Annotated in this window: 14 protein-coding genes, 2 tRNA genes and 1 pseudogene; 3 read left to right on the top strand and 14 right to left on the bottom strand. The window is 56.3% G+C overall.

Annotated features, from left to right (window positions below):
* Positions 1-9: 9 nt before the first annotated feature.
* The 3 genes and pseudogenes from lipA to Q669_RS08460 form a co-directional block, all read right to left on the bottom strand.
* Complete coding sequence (lipA, locus tag Q669_RS08470) at positions 10-1,056, bottom strand: lipoyl synthase (RefSeq protein ID WP_011785836.1); 1,047 nt, start codon at positions 1,054-1,056, stop codon at positions 10-12.
* 130 nt (positions 1,057-1,186) lie between these two features.
* Positions 1,187-2,464: pseudogene (locus Q669_RS08465) on the bottom strand (O-acetylhomoserine aminocarboxypropyltransferase/cysteine synthase family protein).
* Between the two features lie 117 nt (positions 2,465-2,581).
* Complete coding sequence (locus Q669_RS08460; RefSeq protein WP_031210125.1) at positions 2,582-3,778, bottom strand: serine hydrolase domain-containing protein; 1,197 nt, start codon at positions 3,776-3,778, stop codon at positions 2,582-2,584.
* Positions 3,779-3,895: 117 nt separating this feature from the next.
* Between Q669_RS08460 and Q669_RS08455 the strand changes: the two genes are divergently transcribed.
* A complete protein-coding gene (locus Q669_RS08455; RefSeq protein WP_022991945.1) occupies positions 3,896-4,597 on the top strand; it encodes a transporter substrate-binding domain-containing protein in 702 nt (233 codons plus the stop codon).
* 25 nt (positions 4,598-4,622) lie between these two features.
* Here the strand turns inward: Q669_RS08455 and Q669_RS08450 are convergent, their stop codons facing one another.
* A complete protein-coding gene (locus Q669_RS08450) occupies positions 4,623-4,805 on the bottom strand; it encodes a hypothetical protein (RefSeq protein ID WP_022991944.1) in 183 nt (60 codons plus the stop codon).
* A 74-nt stretch (positions 4,806-4,879) separates the two neighbouring features.
* On the opposite strand from Q669_RS08450, the gene Q669_RS08445 reads away from it, so the two are divergent.
* Both Q669_RS08445 and Q669_RS08440 read left to right on the top strand, forming a co-directional pair.
* Positions 4,880-5,782 (top strand): hypothetical protein, encoded by a 903-nt coding sequence (locus Q669_RS08445; RefSeq protein WP_227501072.1) that lies wholly within the window; start codon positions 4,880-4,882, stop codon positions 5,780-5,782.
* A 207-nt stretch (positions 5,783-5,989) separates the two neighbouring features.
* Entirely contained in the window at positions 5,990-7,630 is a 1,641-nt protein-coding gene (locus tag Q669_RS08440) for a methyl-accepting chemotaxis protein (RefSeq protein ID WP_022991942.1), read from the top strand.
* Between the two features lie 126 nt (positions 7,631-7,756).
* Here the strand turns inward: Q669_RS08440 and Q669_RS19720 are convergent, their stop codons facing one another.
* From Q669_RS19720 to Q669_RS08390, 10 genes are all read right to left on the bottom strand, one after another.
* Positions 7,757-8,059 (bottom strand): excalibur calcium-binding domain-containing protein, encoded by a 303-nt coding sequence (locus Q669_RS19720; protein ID WP_031210121.1) that lies wholly within the window; start codon positions 8,057-8,059, stop codon positions 7,757-7,759.
* A gap of 198 nt (positions 8,060-8,257) precedes the next feature.
* A tRNA-Met gene (locus Q669_RS08430) sits at positions 8,258-8,334 on the bottom strand.
* 91 nt (positions 8,335-8,425) lie between these two features.
* Complete coding sequence (gene ychF, locus Q669_RS08425; protein WP_022991940.1) at positions 8,426-9,517, bottom strand: redox-regulated ATPase YchF; 1,092 nt, start codon at positions 9,515-9,517, stop codon at positions 8,426-8,428.
* 83 nt (positions 9,518-9,600) lie between these two features.
* A complete protein-coding gene (gene pth, locus Q669_RS08420; protein WP_022991939.1) occupies positions 9,601-10,191 on the bottom strand; it encodes an aminoacyl-tRNA hydrolase in 591 nt (196 codons plus the stop codon).
* A gap of 21 nt (positions 10,192-10,212) precedes the next feature.
* Entirely contained in the window at positions 10,213-10,851 is a 639-nt protein-coding gene (locus Q669_RS08415; protein WP_011785829.1) for a 50S ribosomal protein L25/general stress protein Ctc, read from the bottom strand.
* A gap of 165 nt (positions 10,852-11,016) precedes the next feature.
* A complete protein-coding gene (locus Q669_RS08410; protein WP_011785828.1) occupies positions 11,017-11,967 on the bottom strand; it encodes a ribose-phosphate diphosphokinase in 951 nt (316 codons plus the stop codon).
* Positions 11,968-12,019: 52 nt separating this feature from the next.
* Positions 12,020-12,094: transfer RNA gene (locus tag Q669_RS08405), tRNA-Gln, on the bottom strand.
* 22 nt (positions 12,095-12,116) lie between these two features.
* Complete coding sequence (gene ispE, locus Q669_RS08400; protein WP_022991937.1) at positions 12,117-12,980, bottom strand: 4-(cytidine 5'-diphospho)-2-C-methyl-D-erythritol kinase; 864 nt, start codon at positions 12,978-12,980, stop codon at positions 12,117-12,119.
* A gap of 3 nt (positions 12,981-12,983) precedes the next feature.
* Complete coding sequence (gene lolB, locus Q669_RS08395; protein ID WP_022991936.1) at positions 12,984-13,610, bottom strand: lipoprotein insertase outer membrane protein LolB; 627 nt, start codon at positions 13,608-13,610, stop codon at positions 12,984-12,986.
* The gene (locus Q669_RS08390) at positions 13,607-15,364 is read right to left on the bottom strand and encodes a tetratricopeptide repeat protein (protein ID WP_022991935.1); all 1,758 of its coding nucleotides are present in this window, start codon (positions 15,362-15,364) and stop codon (positions 13,607-13,609) included. Before Q669_RS08390 ends, lolB begins: the two co-directional genes overlap by 4 nt.
* Positions 15,365-15,426: the final 62 nt, after the last annotated feature.

Here is a 15,426-nt window from a genome sequence, read left to right as displayed (position 1 = left end):
TGGCAGCTCTCAGTCAACGGCCTTGACCGGAATCTGCATCGCCTTGTCGGGCACGGGAACCTCCGGCACGCTCAGGCCCAGATTGTTCTTGTCGAATACCCGGTCGGCCCGGTAGCTGGAGCGAACCATGGGGCCGGACGGCACTTCCATGAAACCTTTTTCCAGACCAATGTCGCGGTAACGGTTGAATTCTTCCGGGGTGACGTAGCGCTCCACCGGCAGGTGGTTCGGCGTGGGGCGCAGGTACTGGCCCAGGGTGAGAATATCCACACCAATGGCGCGCAGATCGTCCATGGTTTCAAGGATTTCCTCTTCGGTTTCACCCAGACCCAGCATCAGGCTGGTTTTGGTGAGCACATCTGGCCGATGTTTCTTGGCGTGGGCCAGTACGCTCAGGGTTTTTTCGTAACCGGCACGGGGGTCTCGCACACGACTGGTCAGGCGCTTGACGGTTTCCACGTTCTGGGCGAAAACGTCCAGTCCGGAATCCACCACTTTTTCCACGTCGCTCATTACTGCATCAAAGTCCGGGGTCAGGGCTTCTACCGCCACCTCCGGGGTACGCTGTTTGATGGCCGAGACACAGGCCGCGTAGTGCGCGGCGCCGCCGTCGGGCAAGTCGTCACGGTCTACCGACGTCAGCACGATGTAGCGCAGGCCCATCAGTTCCACAGACTTGGCGGTGTTTTCAGGCTCTTCCGGGTCAAGCCAGCCTTTCGGGTTGCCGGTGTCGACTGCGCAGAATTTGCAGGCCCGGGTGCACACAGAGCCCATCACCATGATGGTGGCAGTGCCGTTGGTCCAGCATTCGCCAATGTTGGGGCAATGTGATTCCTGGCAGACGGTGCTCAGGCGGTGCTCGGTTACGTTCCGGCGCACGGCATCGTAGCGCTCGCCGCCCGGCATGCGCGCCCTCAGCCATTTCGGCTTGCGCTCCAGAGATTTGCCTTCCGTGTTTGATGATGAACGCTTGACGCCGTCCTTGATGGCGGAGAAGCCGTGTTCGTTACGGAATTTGGAACCACTGGTAATGCGGGGCTTTGCGCTTTCGCTCATTGGCCAGGAACTCTCGGATAAGGGTATGGTGAACCTTTAAGAGTAATCGGCAGGCAGGGCAGTTACAAGGCAGGTAGGGGCAATCACGGGGTTACCGGGCACGACTTTGGTCGTACCCGGTTGAGGGAAATCAAGCCTGGGATTTTTCCAGGGCCTGAGTGATATCGGCGATGATATCGTCGGCATCTTCAATGCCGATCGACAGCCGTACAAGGTCTTCGCTGACCCCCGCACTTTTCAGCTCGTCAGCATTGAGCTGGCGGTGGGTAGTGGTGGCCGGATGGCAAGCCAGGGACTTGGCGTCGCCAATGTTCACCAGTCGCAGGATCAGATCCAGGGCATCGATGAATTTGGCGCCGGCTTCGCGGCCACCTTTAATGCCGAAACTGAGAATGCCGGAGGCCTTGCCGTCACAGATCTTGTCGCAGGTGGCCTTATAGGGGCTGTTCGCGAGGCCGGCGTAGTTGACCCATTCCACGGCGGGATGATCCTGCAGGAACTGGGGAACCTTCTGGGCGTTGTCGCAGTGGCGTTCCATGCGCAGGGCCAGGGTTTCCAGCCCCTGCATGATCAGGAACGAATTGAACGGCGACAGGGCGGAGCCGGTGTTGCGAAGCGGTACCACCCGACAGCGGCCGATAAAAGCGGCTTCGCCCAGGGCTTCGGTGTAAACCACGCCGTGGTAGGAGGGGTCGGGCTGGTTCATCATCGGGAACTTGTCGGCGCTGGCTTTCCAGTCGAACTTGCCGGAGTCCACCACAATCCCCGCCACCGTGGTGCCGTGGCCGCCGATGTACTTGGTCAGGGAGTGAATCACGATATCCGCGCCATGCTCGAACGGGCGGCACAGAAACGGCGTGGCGACAGTGTTATCGACAATCAGCGGAATGCCGTGCTTGTGGGCAATCTCGGCCCACTTCTGGATATCCACCACATTACCGGCCGGGTTGCCGATAGATTCACAGAACAGCGCCCGGGTCTGGTCATCGATGGCGTTCTCTACCGCCGCAAAATCATCGTGGGGCACCATCTTGCATTCGATGCCCTGGTTCGGCAGCGAGTGGGCAAACAGGTTGTAGGTGCCGCCGTACAGCTGGCTGGTGCTGACGATGTTGTTGCCCACCTTGCAGATGGTTTGCAGGGCATAGGTAATGGCCGCCATGCCGGACGCTACTGCCAGTGCGCCAATACCACCTTCCAGCGCTGCCATACGCTCTTCCAGAACCGCGTTGGTGGGGTTCATGATGCGGGTATAGATGTTGCCCTGTACCTTCAGGTCAAACAGGTCGGCACCATGCTGGGTGTCGTCGAAGGTGTAAGACGTGGTCTAGTAAATGGGCGTGGTGGCGGCCTTGGTGGTCGGGTCGCTCTTGAAGCCGGCGTGCAACGCGAGAGTAGCTGGTTTCATCACAACATTCCTTGCTGGTGGATTGTTCGTTATTGGTTTAAGGAGCCGAGTATGCCACAGGCATTCGGGCTTCGGCACAGTTCCAGCGGTTATACCGATATAAGGTGGAACGCGGAGTCAGTCCAGGACACCGTATACCAGAGCTCTGAGCTCTTGTCGGATGGGATAGGACGAAGACGGCATCAGCTGGGTCATAAAAATCACCACCAGATCTTCCACCGGGTCGATAAAGAAGCTGGTGCTAGCCAGGCCGCCCCAGCCGAATTCTCCCGGCGAACCAATCGTGGCGGATTTGGCGATATCGGTTTTGACCGAGAACCCTAATCCGAAGCCGCTGCCGGCATAAGGTGTTTCAGTGAAGCCGCCAATAGACAGGGCAGGGAGATCCTGGCCGCCCGGCAGGTGGTTCAGGCGCATAAACTCCAGGGTTTTGCGGCCGATGATGCGCTGGCCCTGATATTCGCCACCCTGGCACAGGGCCTGGGCGAAGCGGAAATAATCATCTATGGTGGAGACCAGCCCGCCGCCACCCGACAGGAATTTTGGTTCCTTCAGATAGCGCGACCGCTCCGGATCATCCTGGAGTTTCATGGTATTACCGGATTGATACAGATAGCAGGCGGCAAAGCGTTCCTGTTGGTCTGGTCGCACATGAAATCCGGTATCGGTCATGCCCAGGGGGCCAAAGATGTGCTCCTGAAAGTAGCTGTCCAGAGACTGGCCGGAGAGCAGCTCAACCAGGTAGCCCAGGACATCGGTGGACACAGAATAGTTCCACGCGGTACCGGGAGAGAACTCCAGCGGTAACTCGGCCAGCCGGTCGACCAGCTTGTCCAGAGTCAGAATGGTGCTGCCATCCAGTTTCAGCTTGCGGTAGGCGGCATCCACCTCGGTTCGCTCGGTGAAGCCATAGGTCAGCCCGGAGGTGTGGGTCATCAGATCCCGGATGGTCATGACTGAGGCCGCGGGTTCGGTCTCGAAATCCGGATAACGGCCTCCCTTGTAGACGCGTAGATTGCGCCAGCCTGGAATGTATTTGTGGACCGGGTCGTTAAGCAGGAACTTGCCCTGCTCGTACAACTGCATCATGGCAATACTGGTGACGGGTTTGGTCATGGAGTACACGCGGAACAGGGTGTCCCGGTTCATCGGTAAGTTTCTCTCCACATCCCGCAGGCCCTGGGCGTGACACCACAGAATCTCGCCATGCCGGGCTACCAGGGTAACCATTCCAGGAAGCTTCCCCGGCTGAAGGTAATGGGTGTCAAAGAAAGAAGCGATTGGTTCGAATTTTCCGGTATTCCGTTTTGGCATAGTCACTGTGCACAGGTATTGAAGAGGTTAGTTCCATCAGCGTGTTGCCAGCAGACTGGGCATTTCTGTACTACCCTGAAACCACCGTTCGAGTTGCACGGGCAGGGAGCAGCTGACATGGGCAGGATACCGCACTGGCTTGCGCCGGTTTTAATCTACTTTCTCACTATACCTTCATTATCGGGTGCCGTAACTGACAAGACCGTCTATCCCGTTGGTGTTTTTGAGGGGATCCCGCGGGAAATTGGCGTTGAGAACGGCTCGCTGGTTGGCCGCTTTGCCGACATTTACCGCTGCGTCTTTGATCGGGTCGAAGGAAACTTCCAGTTTATCGAGATGCCGCTGGCGAGAATTCTTTTTCAGTTGGAGAAGGGAGAATTGGCGATTGGGTTGCCTCTTGTGCAAACGGCAGACCGCGACCAATATGCCGATTTTGGTGGCAGGCTGTTCCAGACCGAGTACGTGTATCTGTTTTTGGAGCAATATCCGCCTTTGCGCCAGGTGTCCGGCCTGCGTTATGCCTTTGTGCGTCGGTTCATAGGCAACCAGTTTCTTCAGGGAGACAACGCCAGTGCGGTCATCGTGGCTGAATGGAAGCAGGCCGTTGATATGGTGAAGCTTGGCCGCGCTGATGTCGTGGTTTTACCGGCGGTTCTTATCGACCATTTGATGGCGGGGTATGAAAAGCCATTCTACGTACGAACCGCGGCGTGGGTAGATCTTTCGTTGTATGTGTCACACCGCTTCGGTGCGGGGCGATTGGCACCGGAATTCCGCAAAGCTGTTCGTGATTGCGAATCCTATGATGACCGCGAGTAATGGCTGACCTGGATTCGAGTATCCGTTACGGGCCTTTCTTGCGCTGCGTCAGATAGCTCCGGATTTCACCGTAAAAGAAGAGGGACAGGGCGCCCCAGAACACTCCGATAGACAGCAATGCAGCTTTGACGGTTGCTGCGGCAAAGGCGAGCACCACAGGGACGAAAACGACGGCCAGCCACACCACCATCTGCGACTTGAGTTGCATGGCATCAGCGCCTTGATGAAAACAAAGCTGAATGATAACGGTTTTCGTCGCGGCGGAATGTCAAAGGTTGTTTAATGGCACCGCTTTATCCGCTTATCCTTTTTTTGTGGAGCAATCGTTCAAAAAGAAGTACTGTATTCGGTAGCGGCATAAACTGTTTACCGGTGGCCTATCCCTTGATACCAGACTCTCTGTACCGTTTTCTCTTCTATGTCCTGCTGTTGATTCCTGGTGCAGTGAAGTCAGACACGTTCCCACTGGCTCCCCTCATCGTCATGGCGCCCGACATACCCGGGATGTCGGAGCCAGGAGAAAGTGGCCGAGATGTAGAATTGGTGAATGCTGTGCTGGAGGCCTGCGGCTGGGAAGCCGAATTTGTCTACCAGCCCTTCGGTCGCCACATCCGCACTTTTCGCGACCTGAGTGCCGCCGATGCCGTTATGACGGTCCCGCTATCTTTGGACATACCGGGGTTCTCCACGTCCGCTTATATCTGGTACCACAACGGCGCTTTCTATAACGCGTCGGTGGCTGGTCCCATAACGACAATTGATGATCTGGCAGGGTTAAGAGCGGTTACGTTTCAGAATGGCATCGACATACTCAGGCTTTCTGATCGCGTGGATGAGTTTGAGCTGTTGCTGGAGGTGACTGACCAGACGATCCACGCCCGGATGCAGTTAATGGGCCGCGTTGATGTCATTCTTGCCGACGGTCTTGTGGTGGCTACTCTGGACAGGCGGATCCGTTCAGACCGTCGTTTTGGGGAGAGTTGGCCAAAAGAGCTGGACGATTTTGTATTCTATCCGGTTTTCAATCCTAATCCTTACAAAGTGGTTTTCCGAAGTGAGGAGGTTGCCACTCAGTTTGACGAATGCTTTGATCGCCTCAGTGCGAAAGGCCGGATAGTTGAAATCAACAGCAAGCACATTGATCAATATCAGGAGCTGTTGCTGCACCGGTATCTGGGGCTCTAGCCAGTTCGCATCACGGTATCGTTGGGAATCTTCCAGTGTGGCGCCAGTATTATGTCGAAAAGTGCAGAGCTTCGCCTATTCGACTTTGGTGAGCTTGGGTATCAAATAAATAAATCACAAACAGTTAATCCGAATGTAATGAACTAGTGTATGATTTCAGTACTGGAAATTCATTGCGAAAGGGAGGTCGGCGCATAGGATAGAATAATGAACCTCCTTAGTACTTTGTCACTCAAGTTGCGATTGGTTTTCTTGGTATCCATTCCGCTGGCCGCTATCGCAGGCCTTTCCATATACGCTCTCGTGGTGTTTGCTGACATTAATCGTGGCGTTTCAAGTATCTACAATGATCGAGTTGTACCGCTCAAGGATCTCAAGCTTATCTCCGATGATTATGCTGTTCTCGTCGTTGATGCAATCAACAAGGCAAATGCAGGACAGATATCACCTCGTGAGGCGCTCCGTCAGATTGAAGAGGCTGAGTCCAGCATCGAAACCAATTGGGAGCGATACACGCAGACGTCCCTTACTCCGCGTGAAAAAGAGCTGGTTAGGGAGGCGGATTCGCTTTTTGACGGAGCGAGCCGGGGGATCCAAGAAGCAAAGGCGGTCCTTCGTAGCGCTCCTTCCAATGCTCAAGGCCAATTGAATCGAATTGACGGTCCCCTCTACGAGCTTATTGACCCTGTGACTCAGAAAATTGGCGAACTCATCGAGCTACAACTCGATGTTGCGGCTCAGGAACGACAATCGGTTGGGGAACTCTACGCTCAGAGTCAGGTGCTCTATCCATCGACCGCTGTCGTTGCGGCTGTGCTTTCAATTGGTGCAAGCATTTTGATCATCTTGTCGGTCACTGGTCCCATCAATGCGATGAGAAACCTGATGCGATCCGTTGCAGAACAATCAGATCTCTCCCAGCGTCTCCACGTTGACGGCAAAGACGAACTTGCCCAACTGGGGCACTCTCTGAATCACATGTTAAATGAGTTCGACCAGGTCATCAGTCGCCTCTCCGCCGTGTCTGACGAGGTGGCGACGGCGTCAGAAGAGCTTTCTTCAATAAACTCAAGTGTTGAGCGAAATATTGAATCCCAGTCTGATCAGACTGACCAGGTCGCAACAGCGATGAATCAGATGAGCGCGGCTTCCAATGACGTGGCCAGGAGCGCAGAAGAAGCCCAATCTGCTGCGCGGTCAGCCAAAGAGCAAGGCGTGGAAGGTCGCGTGCGTGGTGAAAAAGGGCGAGAAGCACTGCATCGGCTTTCTGAGGATATCCGGCGAGTCGCGAAACAGATCAGCTCCCTGGAGAACAGGAGTTTGGAAATACAGAAGGTCACGGAGGTCATCAATGACATTGCTGATCAGACGAATCTTTTGGCACTGAACGCGGCAATTGAAGCAGCAAGAGCTGGAGAGCATGGACGTGGTTTCTCTGTTGTAGCTGATGAAGTCCGCTCCCTTGCTAAACGCACGCAGACATCAACGGCGGAAATTGCCGATGTGATTAAAGGCCTGACTGAGGAAAGCAAAGCAACCGTTGCGGTAATGCAGTCCGGGCTAGAGCAAGTGGAAGAAAACCGCATGTTGATCGACGATGTGGCCGAAACTCTGAATTCGATCGGGGACGCCATTGATCACATTGTTCAAATGGGCGAACAGATCGCGAGTGCAGCGGAAGAACAGTCAGTTGCTGCGGAGCAAGTGAGTGGAAATCTTACTCATATTGTCGATCTCTCCAGTCAGAACCTCGACGGTGCCAAGCAATCATCAGAAGCCAGTCACGAGTTGGCGCGATTGGCGGCAGAAATGAAAGATAGAGTCTCATCTTTCAAAACAAGCGCATAGGCAATGGGGGCAAGCCTCAGGAAGCCTGGGGCTGCTTTTAAACCGCACTTTTGTATTCGCCATCGGATTACCTGGCGTCAGGCGGTGCGGTCGTCACTCGTTGTGAAAAGCGGAGCCCTGTAGTTGTTAGAATCGGGAGTCGTTTTCACATGGGATGCCGTCATTGTCGCCGTCCATCTTCGTATTTGGGCAATACCGATTGAAGTACTCCGCCTCCGCGCGGGATGTCATTTCGCTGCAATATTCCCGACCGTTGCAGGTGAAGCGCATAGCATTGGTTGCCTCACGAGTCATTGCTTCCGGCGTTTGGTACTGGATGAAGTTTTGGGTCTCAGAATTTGACCACTCTACAACGGGAGTTGGTGCGTACTGCTGGTAGATCTTCCATCCAGTAAAGGCGATGGCTACGAGGATGATGAGCTTCTTCAAAGCGATATTCCTATTAAGCGCATAGACAAAGCCGGCCCTGGGCCGCTCACATTGATTGGCCATCGTCTTGGCAGGAGCTTTTTTGTTTTGATGAAGGGATCTTATCAGCTAGAGGAGGGCGGTTTGTCTACGGTGTAGTCAACTTGTAGTCAACCCATAAAAAAAGGGCTACAGCGTGAGCTGTAACCCTTTGAATTCTGGTAGCAAGGGGCGGAGTCGAACCGCCGACCCCAGCATTATGAGTGCTGTGCTCTAACCAACTGAGCTACCTTGCCATTTCGCTTCGGGACACGCCCCAAACGAGGCGCGTATTTTCGGTATTTGGGCTCATCCTGTCAAGGCTTTACGGCCAAAAAATACCGAAAATTACACGTTGAACCGGAAGTGAATAACATCGCCGTCTTTGACGATGTAATCCTTGCCCTCCAGGCGCCATTTGCCGGCATCTTTGGCGCCGGCTTCGCCGTTGTACTGTACGAAATCGTCGTAGCTCACCACCTCAGCCCGGATGAAGCCGCGTTCGAAGTCGGTGTGGATAACGCCAGCCGCCTGAGGGGCTGTGGCGCCGATTCTGACGGTCCAGGCACGCACTTCCTTCACGCCGGCGGTAAAATACGTTTGCAGGCCAAGCAGGCCGTAACCTGCGCGGATCACACGGTCCAGCCCAGGTTCTTCCATGCCCATTTCGTCCAGGAACATGGATTTCTCTTCGTCTTCCAGTTCAGAGATCTCGGCTTCCAGCTTGTTGCAGATGGGTACCACGACTGCGTTTTCAGAAGCGGCAATCTCACGCACCTTGTCCAGGTGGGGATTGTTCTCGAAGCCGTCTTCGTTCACGTTGGCGATGTACATGGTGGGTTTGACGGTAAGCAGGCAAAGCTCGCGAATCAGTGCCATCTGGTCTTTGTCCAGGCCCATGCTGCGCACTGGCTTGCCTTCGTTCAGTACCGGCAACAGTTTTTCAAACATTTCCAGTTGGGCCTTGGCGTCTTTGTCGCCACTCTTGGCGACGCGCTGGACGCGTTTGATGGCTTTCTCTACGGTGTCGAGATCGGCCAGGGCCAGCTCGGTGTTGATCACTTCGATGTCGGAAGCGGGATCTACCTTGTTGGCCACGTGGATGACGTTTCCGTCTTCAAAGCAGCGCACCACGTGAGCAATGGCATCGGTCTGGCGGATGTTGGCCAGGAACTGGTTGCCCAGGCCTTCGCCCTTGGAGGCGCCGGCGACCAGGCCGGCGATGTCGACGAACTCCATGGTGGTGGGCACCACCCGTTCCGGCTTGACGATCTCCGCCAGTTTGGTGAGGCGCGGGTCGGGCATGGCCACCACGCCGGCGTTCGGCTCGATGGTGCAGAACGGGAAGTTTTCCGCGCCGATGCCGGCTTTGGTCAGTGCGTTGAACAGGGTGGATTTGCCGACGTTGGGAAGGCCGACGATGCCGCAGTTAAATCCCATGGAATGCCTCTGCTGGAACTGAAAAATTTGGGCGGATTATACCGGTGTATCGGTAAGGGTGCGAGTAAGGGGATGTGCCTTGCTCAGGGCGTTGGTTTGAAGCTGTGCAAACGGTTCATGGCGGCAGCCAGTTTGCCGTTGGCGGCATCCGGTAATACCCGCATGACTTCGTCAAACACGGCGGTCAATTGTTCGGTTTCCTGTTTGCCGAGTCGGCCCAGTACAAAACCGGTGACTTTGCGGCTGTCGCCGGGGTGGCCTATGCCAAGGCGCAGGCGCTGGAAATCGTTGGTGCCCAGATGGGCGATGGTGTCGCGCAGCCCGTTGTGGCCGCCGTGGCCGCCGCCTTTCTTGAGTTTGGCCGTGCCGGGAGGCAGGTCAAGCTCGTCGTGGGCAACCAGAATCTGTTCAGGGGAGATCTTGAAGAAGTCCGCCAGGGCCTTGATGGCAGTGCCGCTGCGGTTCATAAAGGTGCTGGGGGTCAGTAAGTGCAGGTCCAGGCCCTGCCACTGAATGCGGGCGTATAGCCCGTGGTACTTCTTTTCGGGACGGAGCGTCTGACCCGCTTCGCGGGCCAGCGCTTCGACGAACAGGGCGCCGGCGTTGTGGCGGGTATTCTCGTAGTCGGAACCGGGATTTCCCAGTCCAACCACCATGACAATATCCTGTGCCATTCGCCGTTGCCCCCGGAGTTATTACTCCTCGCCGCCTTCTTCGCCTTCCTCGCCTTCAGCGTCGTCCGCCTTGGCGCCTTTCGGCTTGTGGATAGAGGCAACTGGCAGGTCGTGGTCTTCGCCCTGCTGCAGAGCGGCAACTTTAACGCCTTTCGGCAGTTTCAGGTCGCTCAGGTGAACTACCTGGTCCATCTCGACTTCGTTCAGGTCGACTTCGATGAACTCGGGCAGGTTCTGCGGCAGACAGATCACTTCAACTTCGGTCATGGTGTGGGAAACAATGCCGCCCTGGAGTTTCACGGCCGGAGCTGTGTCTTCGTTGATGAAGTGCAGCGGTACGTTAACGTGAATCTCGTGGTCCTTGTCAACGCGCAGGAAGTCGGCGTGAGTCAGGATGGGCTTGTACGGATGACGCTGCAGATCCTTCAGGATCACGCTCTCTTTTTTGCCCTGAATGTCGACGGTCAGGATGTGAGAGAAGAAGGCTTCGTTTTCGATGGCCTTTTTCAGCTCATTGTGCCAGATGGCGACCGGAGTTGCGTCTTTGCCGCCACCGTAGATGATGGCCGGAATCTTACGCTCTTCGCGACGCAGGCGGCGGCTCGCACCTTTCCCCTGATCGTCACGAGGAAATGCTTCAATAACAAAATCCTGAGACATGGTAATTACCTCGTTGGTCATCTGAGCGGCCCGCGACCAGGCTCTGAACAGATGAGCATTTCAAAAAGACCGGAGTTTTCCGATCGACTAAAAGAGTCGGGAGCCCTGTTGGACTCCCGACCCGGAAACTGCCTTTAAGTCTGAGGGTTACAGCGATAAGGCTGTTCAGACGTTCTCGAACATGGCACTGATGGACTCTTCGTTGCTCACGCGGCGAATGGATTCGGCGAGCAGCCCAGCCATGCTGAGGGGGCGGATTCTATCACAATTTTTGGCTTTGTCACCCAGCGGGATGGTGTCGCACACCACCAGTTCGTCCAGCTCCGAGTTGTTGATGTTCTCGATGGCCGGGCCGGAAAGTACCGGGTGAGTTATGTAGGCAACCACGCGGGAGGCGCCGTGCTCTTTGAGCGCGTTGGCTGCTTTGCACAGTGTGCCGGCGGTGTCGACGATGTCATCCACCAGGATGCAGGTCTTGTCGCGGACGTCACCGATGATGTGCATTACCTGGGAAACGTTGGCCTTGGGGCGACGCTTGTCGATAATGGCCAGGTCTGCATCATCCAGGCGCTTGGCAACAGCGCGGGCGCGGACAACGCCGCCTACGTCCGGAGATACGACGACAAAGTTCTCGAACCGCTGTTTTTCAATGTCTTCAAGCAGTACGGGGGTGGCGTAGATGTTGTCCACCGGGATATCGAAGAAGCCCTGAATCTGGTCGGCGTGCAGGTCTACGGTCAGCACACGATCCACGCCAATGCTGGAGATCATGTCGGCGACCACTTTGGCGCTGATGGCTACCCGGGTAGAGCGAACGCGACGATCCTGACGGGCATAGCCGTAGTAAGGAATAACGGCGGTGATTCGTGTGGCGGATGCACGACGCAGGGCGTCAGCCATCACGATCAGTTCCATCAGGTTGTCGTTGGTGGGGTAGCAGGTGGGCTGGATAATGAAAACGTCGTGACCACGAACATTCTCATTGATTTCAACGGTGGTCTCGCCATCGCTGAAGCGGCCTACAGTGGCCTGGCCCATGGGAATATGGAGTTTTCTGGCAATATCACGCGCAAGTTCGGGGTTGGCATTGCCAGCGAAAATCATCAATTTGGACACGACAGCATCCTTCTCAGTATCGGCGTTTGATTCAGAAGAAGCGGGAGAAAGGTGGCTGGGGTGGCAGGATTCGAACCTGCGCATGACGGGATCAAAACCCGTTGCCTTACCACTTGGCGACACCCCAATATCATCGTGCTTTTTTGGCATCATTTCAGCTCTGTCAGCTTTTTGTGCAGAGGTGACTGGTTCACCCCTTTAGCTACGAACCCCGTGATGCCGGAGGGTTTGCTTTCCCAGATAATCCGGGCTGCGGATTCTGTCGGGAAACGTCCAAAAATGCAAGCCCCGGTTCCGGTTAATCTTGCAGGTCCGAATTGTGAAAGCCACTCCAGGCTCTGGTTAACCTCAGGATACAGTTTTCGAACTACATCCTCACAGTCGTTTCGGTACCTCGAGGCGTCTCCCTCAAAAGCGGGGCGTATTTTGATTTTTGGTGTGTCCCTTGTCAACCCTTCGGCTGAAAAAATCTTTCCGGTGCTGATGTTGCACTCGGATTTGAGTACAACAAACCAGTCTTCCGGCGGGTTTGCGGGGATCAGTTTTTCGCCGACGCCCTCGCCAAAGGCGGCATGGCCGCGCACAAATACCGGTACATCGGCGCCCAGGCCCAGGCCGATTTCTGCAAGCTGGTCTTCGTCCAGGCTCAGTTGCCACAGGTGGTTCATGGCCAGCAGGGTGGTTGCGGCGTTGGAGCTGCCGCCACCCAGGCCGCCGCCCATGGGCAAGCGCTTGTGGATGTGAATGGTAACGCCGGGGAGCGTGTTCTCGGTGGTTGCGGCCAGGGCTTTGGCTGCCCTGATCACCAGGTTGTCACTGTCCGGAACACCTGGTACGGGTTCTGCCAGTCGTATGCCGGGCTGCTCCGGAGTCAGTGTGAACGTGAGTTCGTCGCCATAGTCCAGAAACTGGAACAGGGTCTGGAGCTCGTGGTATCCGTCCAGGCGCCGGCCAACGATATGCAGGAACAGGTTGAGTTTGGCGGGTGAGGGCAGGGTAATCCGGGTTAACAATACTCAGTCCTCTTGTTGCCATTCGCTGATGACCACGCGTACCCGTTTGTCGCCGTTCAGGGCTGTGATCCGGGCAGGAAGCGCGGGCAGGCTGTCAATGAATGGCTGCCAGCGGTCATAGCGAATTTCCCAGCCATCCTGCCGCAAGATGGCCAGTTGGTGCTGTTCGTCGAACAGCAGGCGGAAATCACCCTCCGGCGCCGGCAATCCTCGAACCCACCAAGCGAGGTTGTCGATGGGCAGGTTCCACCCTGTAGCGGCGGCCACCAGGGTTTCCGGGTCTGAGGACTGGTAGGTCTCACCATTGGCCAGAGTCAATTCTATGAAGCCCGGCACGCCCGTGAGTCGTGTTGTGCCCATGCCCAGGAATGAGGATGACAGCGAGAGGTCGTAGCGTTCACCCTGCTGGCGCCAGCCATTGATAATGGCAGTGCCGCTGTCTGAGGGTTGTTTTACCGCCAGCTTTCCTCTCAGTTGCCATTGGTCAAAGCGGCTCAGGTGGTTGCTGCGCTCGGCCCAGTCGGCGGGCGGCTGGTTGGTCATGCCCTCGGGCAAAGGTTCCAGCTGGATGGTGGTGCAGCCGGTCATGGCAGCGGTTAGCAATGCCATGCCAAGTAATCTTCGGATCATTGGTCAGCCCCATCACTGGTCAGCCGGTCGATGGTTTCCCGAAGAATTTCATGGTCCGGGTTCTGATCCAGCCCTTCTTCCCAGATGATACGTGCCTGTTCTTCATTGCCGGTTACCCACAGGACTTCGCCATAGTGTGCCGCTACTTCCGGGTCCGGGTAGGCTTCCCAGGCGCGGGCCAGAAAGTCGAGGGCCTGATTCGTTTCGCCCTGGCGGAACAGTATCCATCCCATGCTGTCGAGAATGGCCGGGTTTTCCGGGTCCAGCGCGATGGCTTTCTCAATATAACCGCGGGCTTCATCCAGGCGATCAGTACGTACCGTCAGAATGTAGCCCAGGGCGTTCAGGGCAACGGCATTGTCCGGTTGCAGTTCGAGGATGGTTTTCAAATCCTGCTCTGCGCCAGCCGGTTCTCCCATGGTGTCCTGTAGCATGGCCCGCGCATAGCGAAGTTCAACGTTGTTCGGGTAGCTTTCCAGTGCAGCATCGGCTGCGGCAAGGGCTTGCTCATTCCGCTCCTGATCGATCAGCAGATTCACCTCCAGCAGCCAGAATTTCTCGGCGTGATCAGGGGCTCGCTCGCGCAGGTTCTGGATATGGGCAATGGCCTGGTCCAGTTCGCCGGCCTGGGCCTGCAGTTCGCTGGCACGGGCCAGCGACGGGAAGAAATAGTTTCCCCGTTGCACGCTCTGGTAGTACTCGATCGCCTGGTCGGTATTGCCGGCATCTTCCTCAATGCGTCCCAGGTAGTAGCTGGCTTCATCTTCATGGTGGCCCTGCTCGATCAGGCGGGTCAGTTCCTCCCGGGCCAGTGCGGGTTGCTGGTTTTCCAGGGCGACCAGGGCGTGTGAGAGTCTCAGCCCCGGGGTGTCCGGATAGCGTTTTACCAGCCGTTCAAATTCGTCCTGGGCAGCCTGCAGCTCTCCCTCGTTGATCAGCATGCGGCCATAGAGGGTGCCCATCTGGCGGTTGGACGGGAAGCGCTGGGTATTGGTGGTCAGGTAATTCAGGGCCTCACGTTTCTGCCCGGTCTGGTAGAGCAGATCGCCCTTTAGGATGATGGCGGGCTGGAAGTTCGGCTCCTGCTCAAGCAACTGGTTAATCTGCCGGAGGGCGACCGTGGGGGTGCCGGTTATTTTCTGCAGCAGGGCAATGCTGTACTGCAGTTCGGGGTTATCCGGGTGCTTGACTGCCAGTTGACTGTAAAGCGCCAACAGCTCCTGTTGCTGCGCGGGCGGCAGTCCCGCGGCCATGGCAGCGAGGCTGTCAAAATCCGCGTCTTCTCCCTGGTCCATGATCTGCTCCATATGGAACAGGGCGTTTTCCAGTTTCTGGCGCTTGACCGCCTGAATGGCCGATATCCGATGTGCTTCCAGATTGTCGGGGTCCACGTCCAGCCAGAGTGTAGCCAGTTGTTGCTGGGCATTGTCTGCATTCAGAGACTGGGCGATCCGCATGGCCCGCTCAATCACGCCGGTGTCCCGTGAGGTTTTCGCAGCCTGGAGGTAATTGACCAGGGTGACATCGTAACGGCCACGCTGGCCTGCCACTTCAGCCGACAGAAGCTGGTAAAGCACTTCCGGTTCGAATTCGGCATAGTTGATGGGCGTGGCAGGCGGGGTAGCTGCGGGGGTATCGGTCCCGATTACCTCATCGGCGGGTTCCGGGGTACCGGAAAATACGGCGCAGCCCGGAAGTGTGACGAGAGTGAGTCCCAACAGGCAGGTAACCAGATACGGTGCGGATTTTTGCATGCAACTTCCTGTGTGCTATCGGCGATAGGTCAGTGAAAACCGTTTTCTGCCCGGTAATTGAG

Origin of the sequence: Marinobacter sp. C1S70 (genome assembly GCF_000475355.1) — a bacterium.
GTDB classification, from domain to species: Bacteria; Pseudomonadota; Gammaproteobacteria; order Pseudomonadales; family Oleiphilaceae; genus Marinobacter; species Marinobacter nauticus.
The sequence above is the reverse complement of the archived record's forward strand: the minus strand, read 5'-3'. Positions and strand labels throughout refer to the sequence as shown.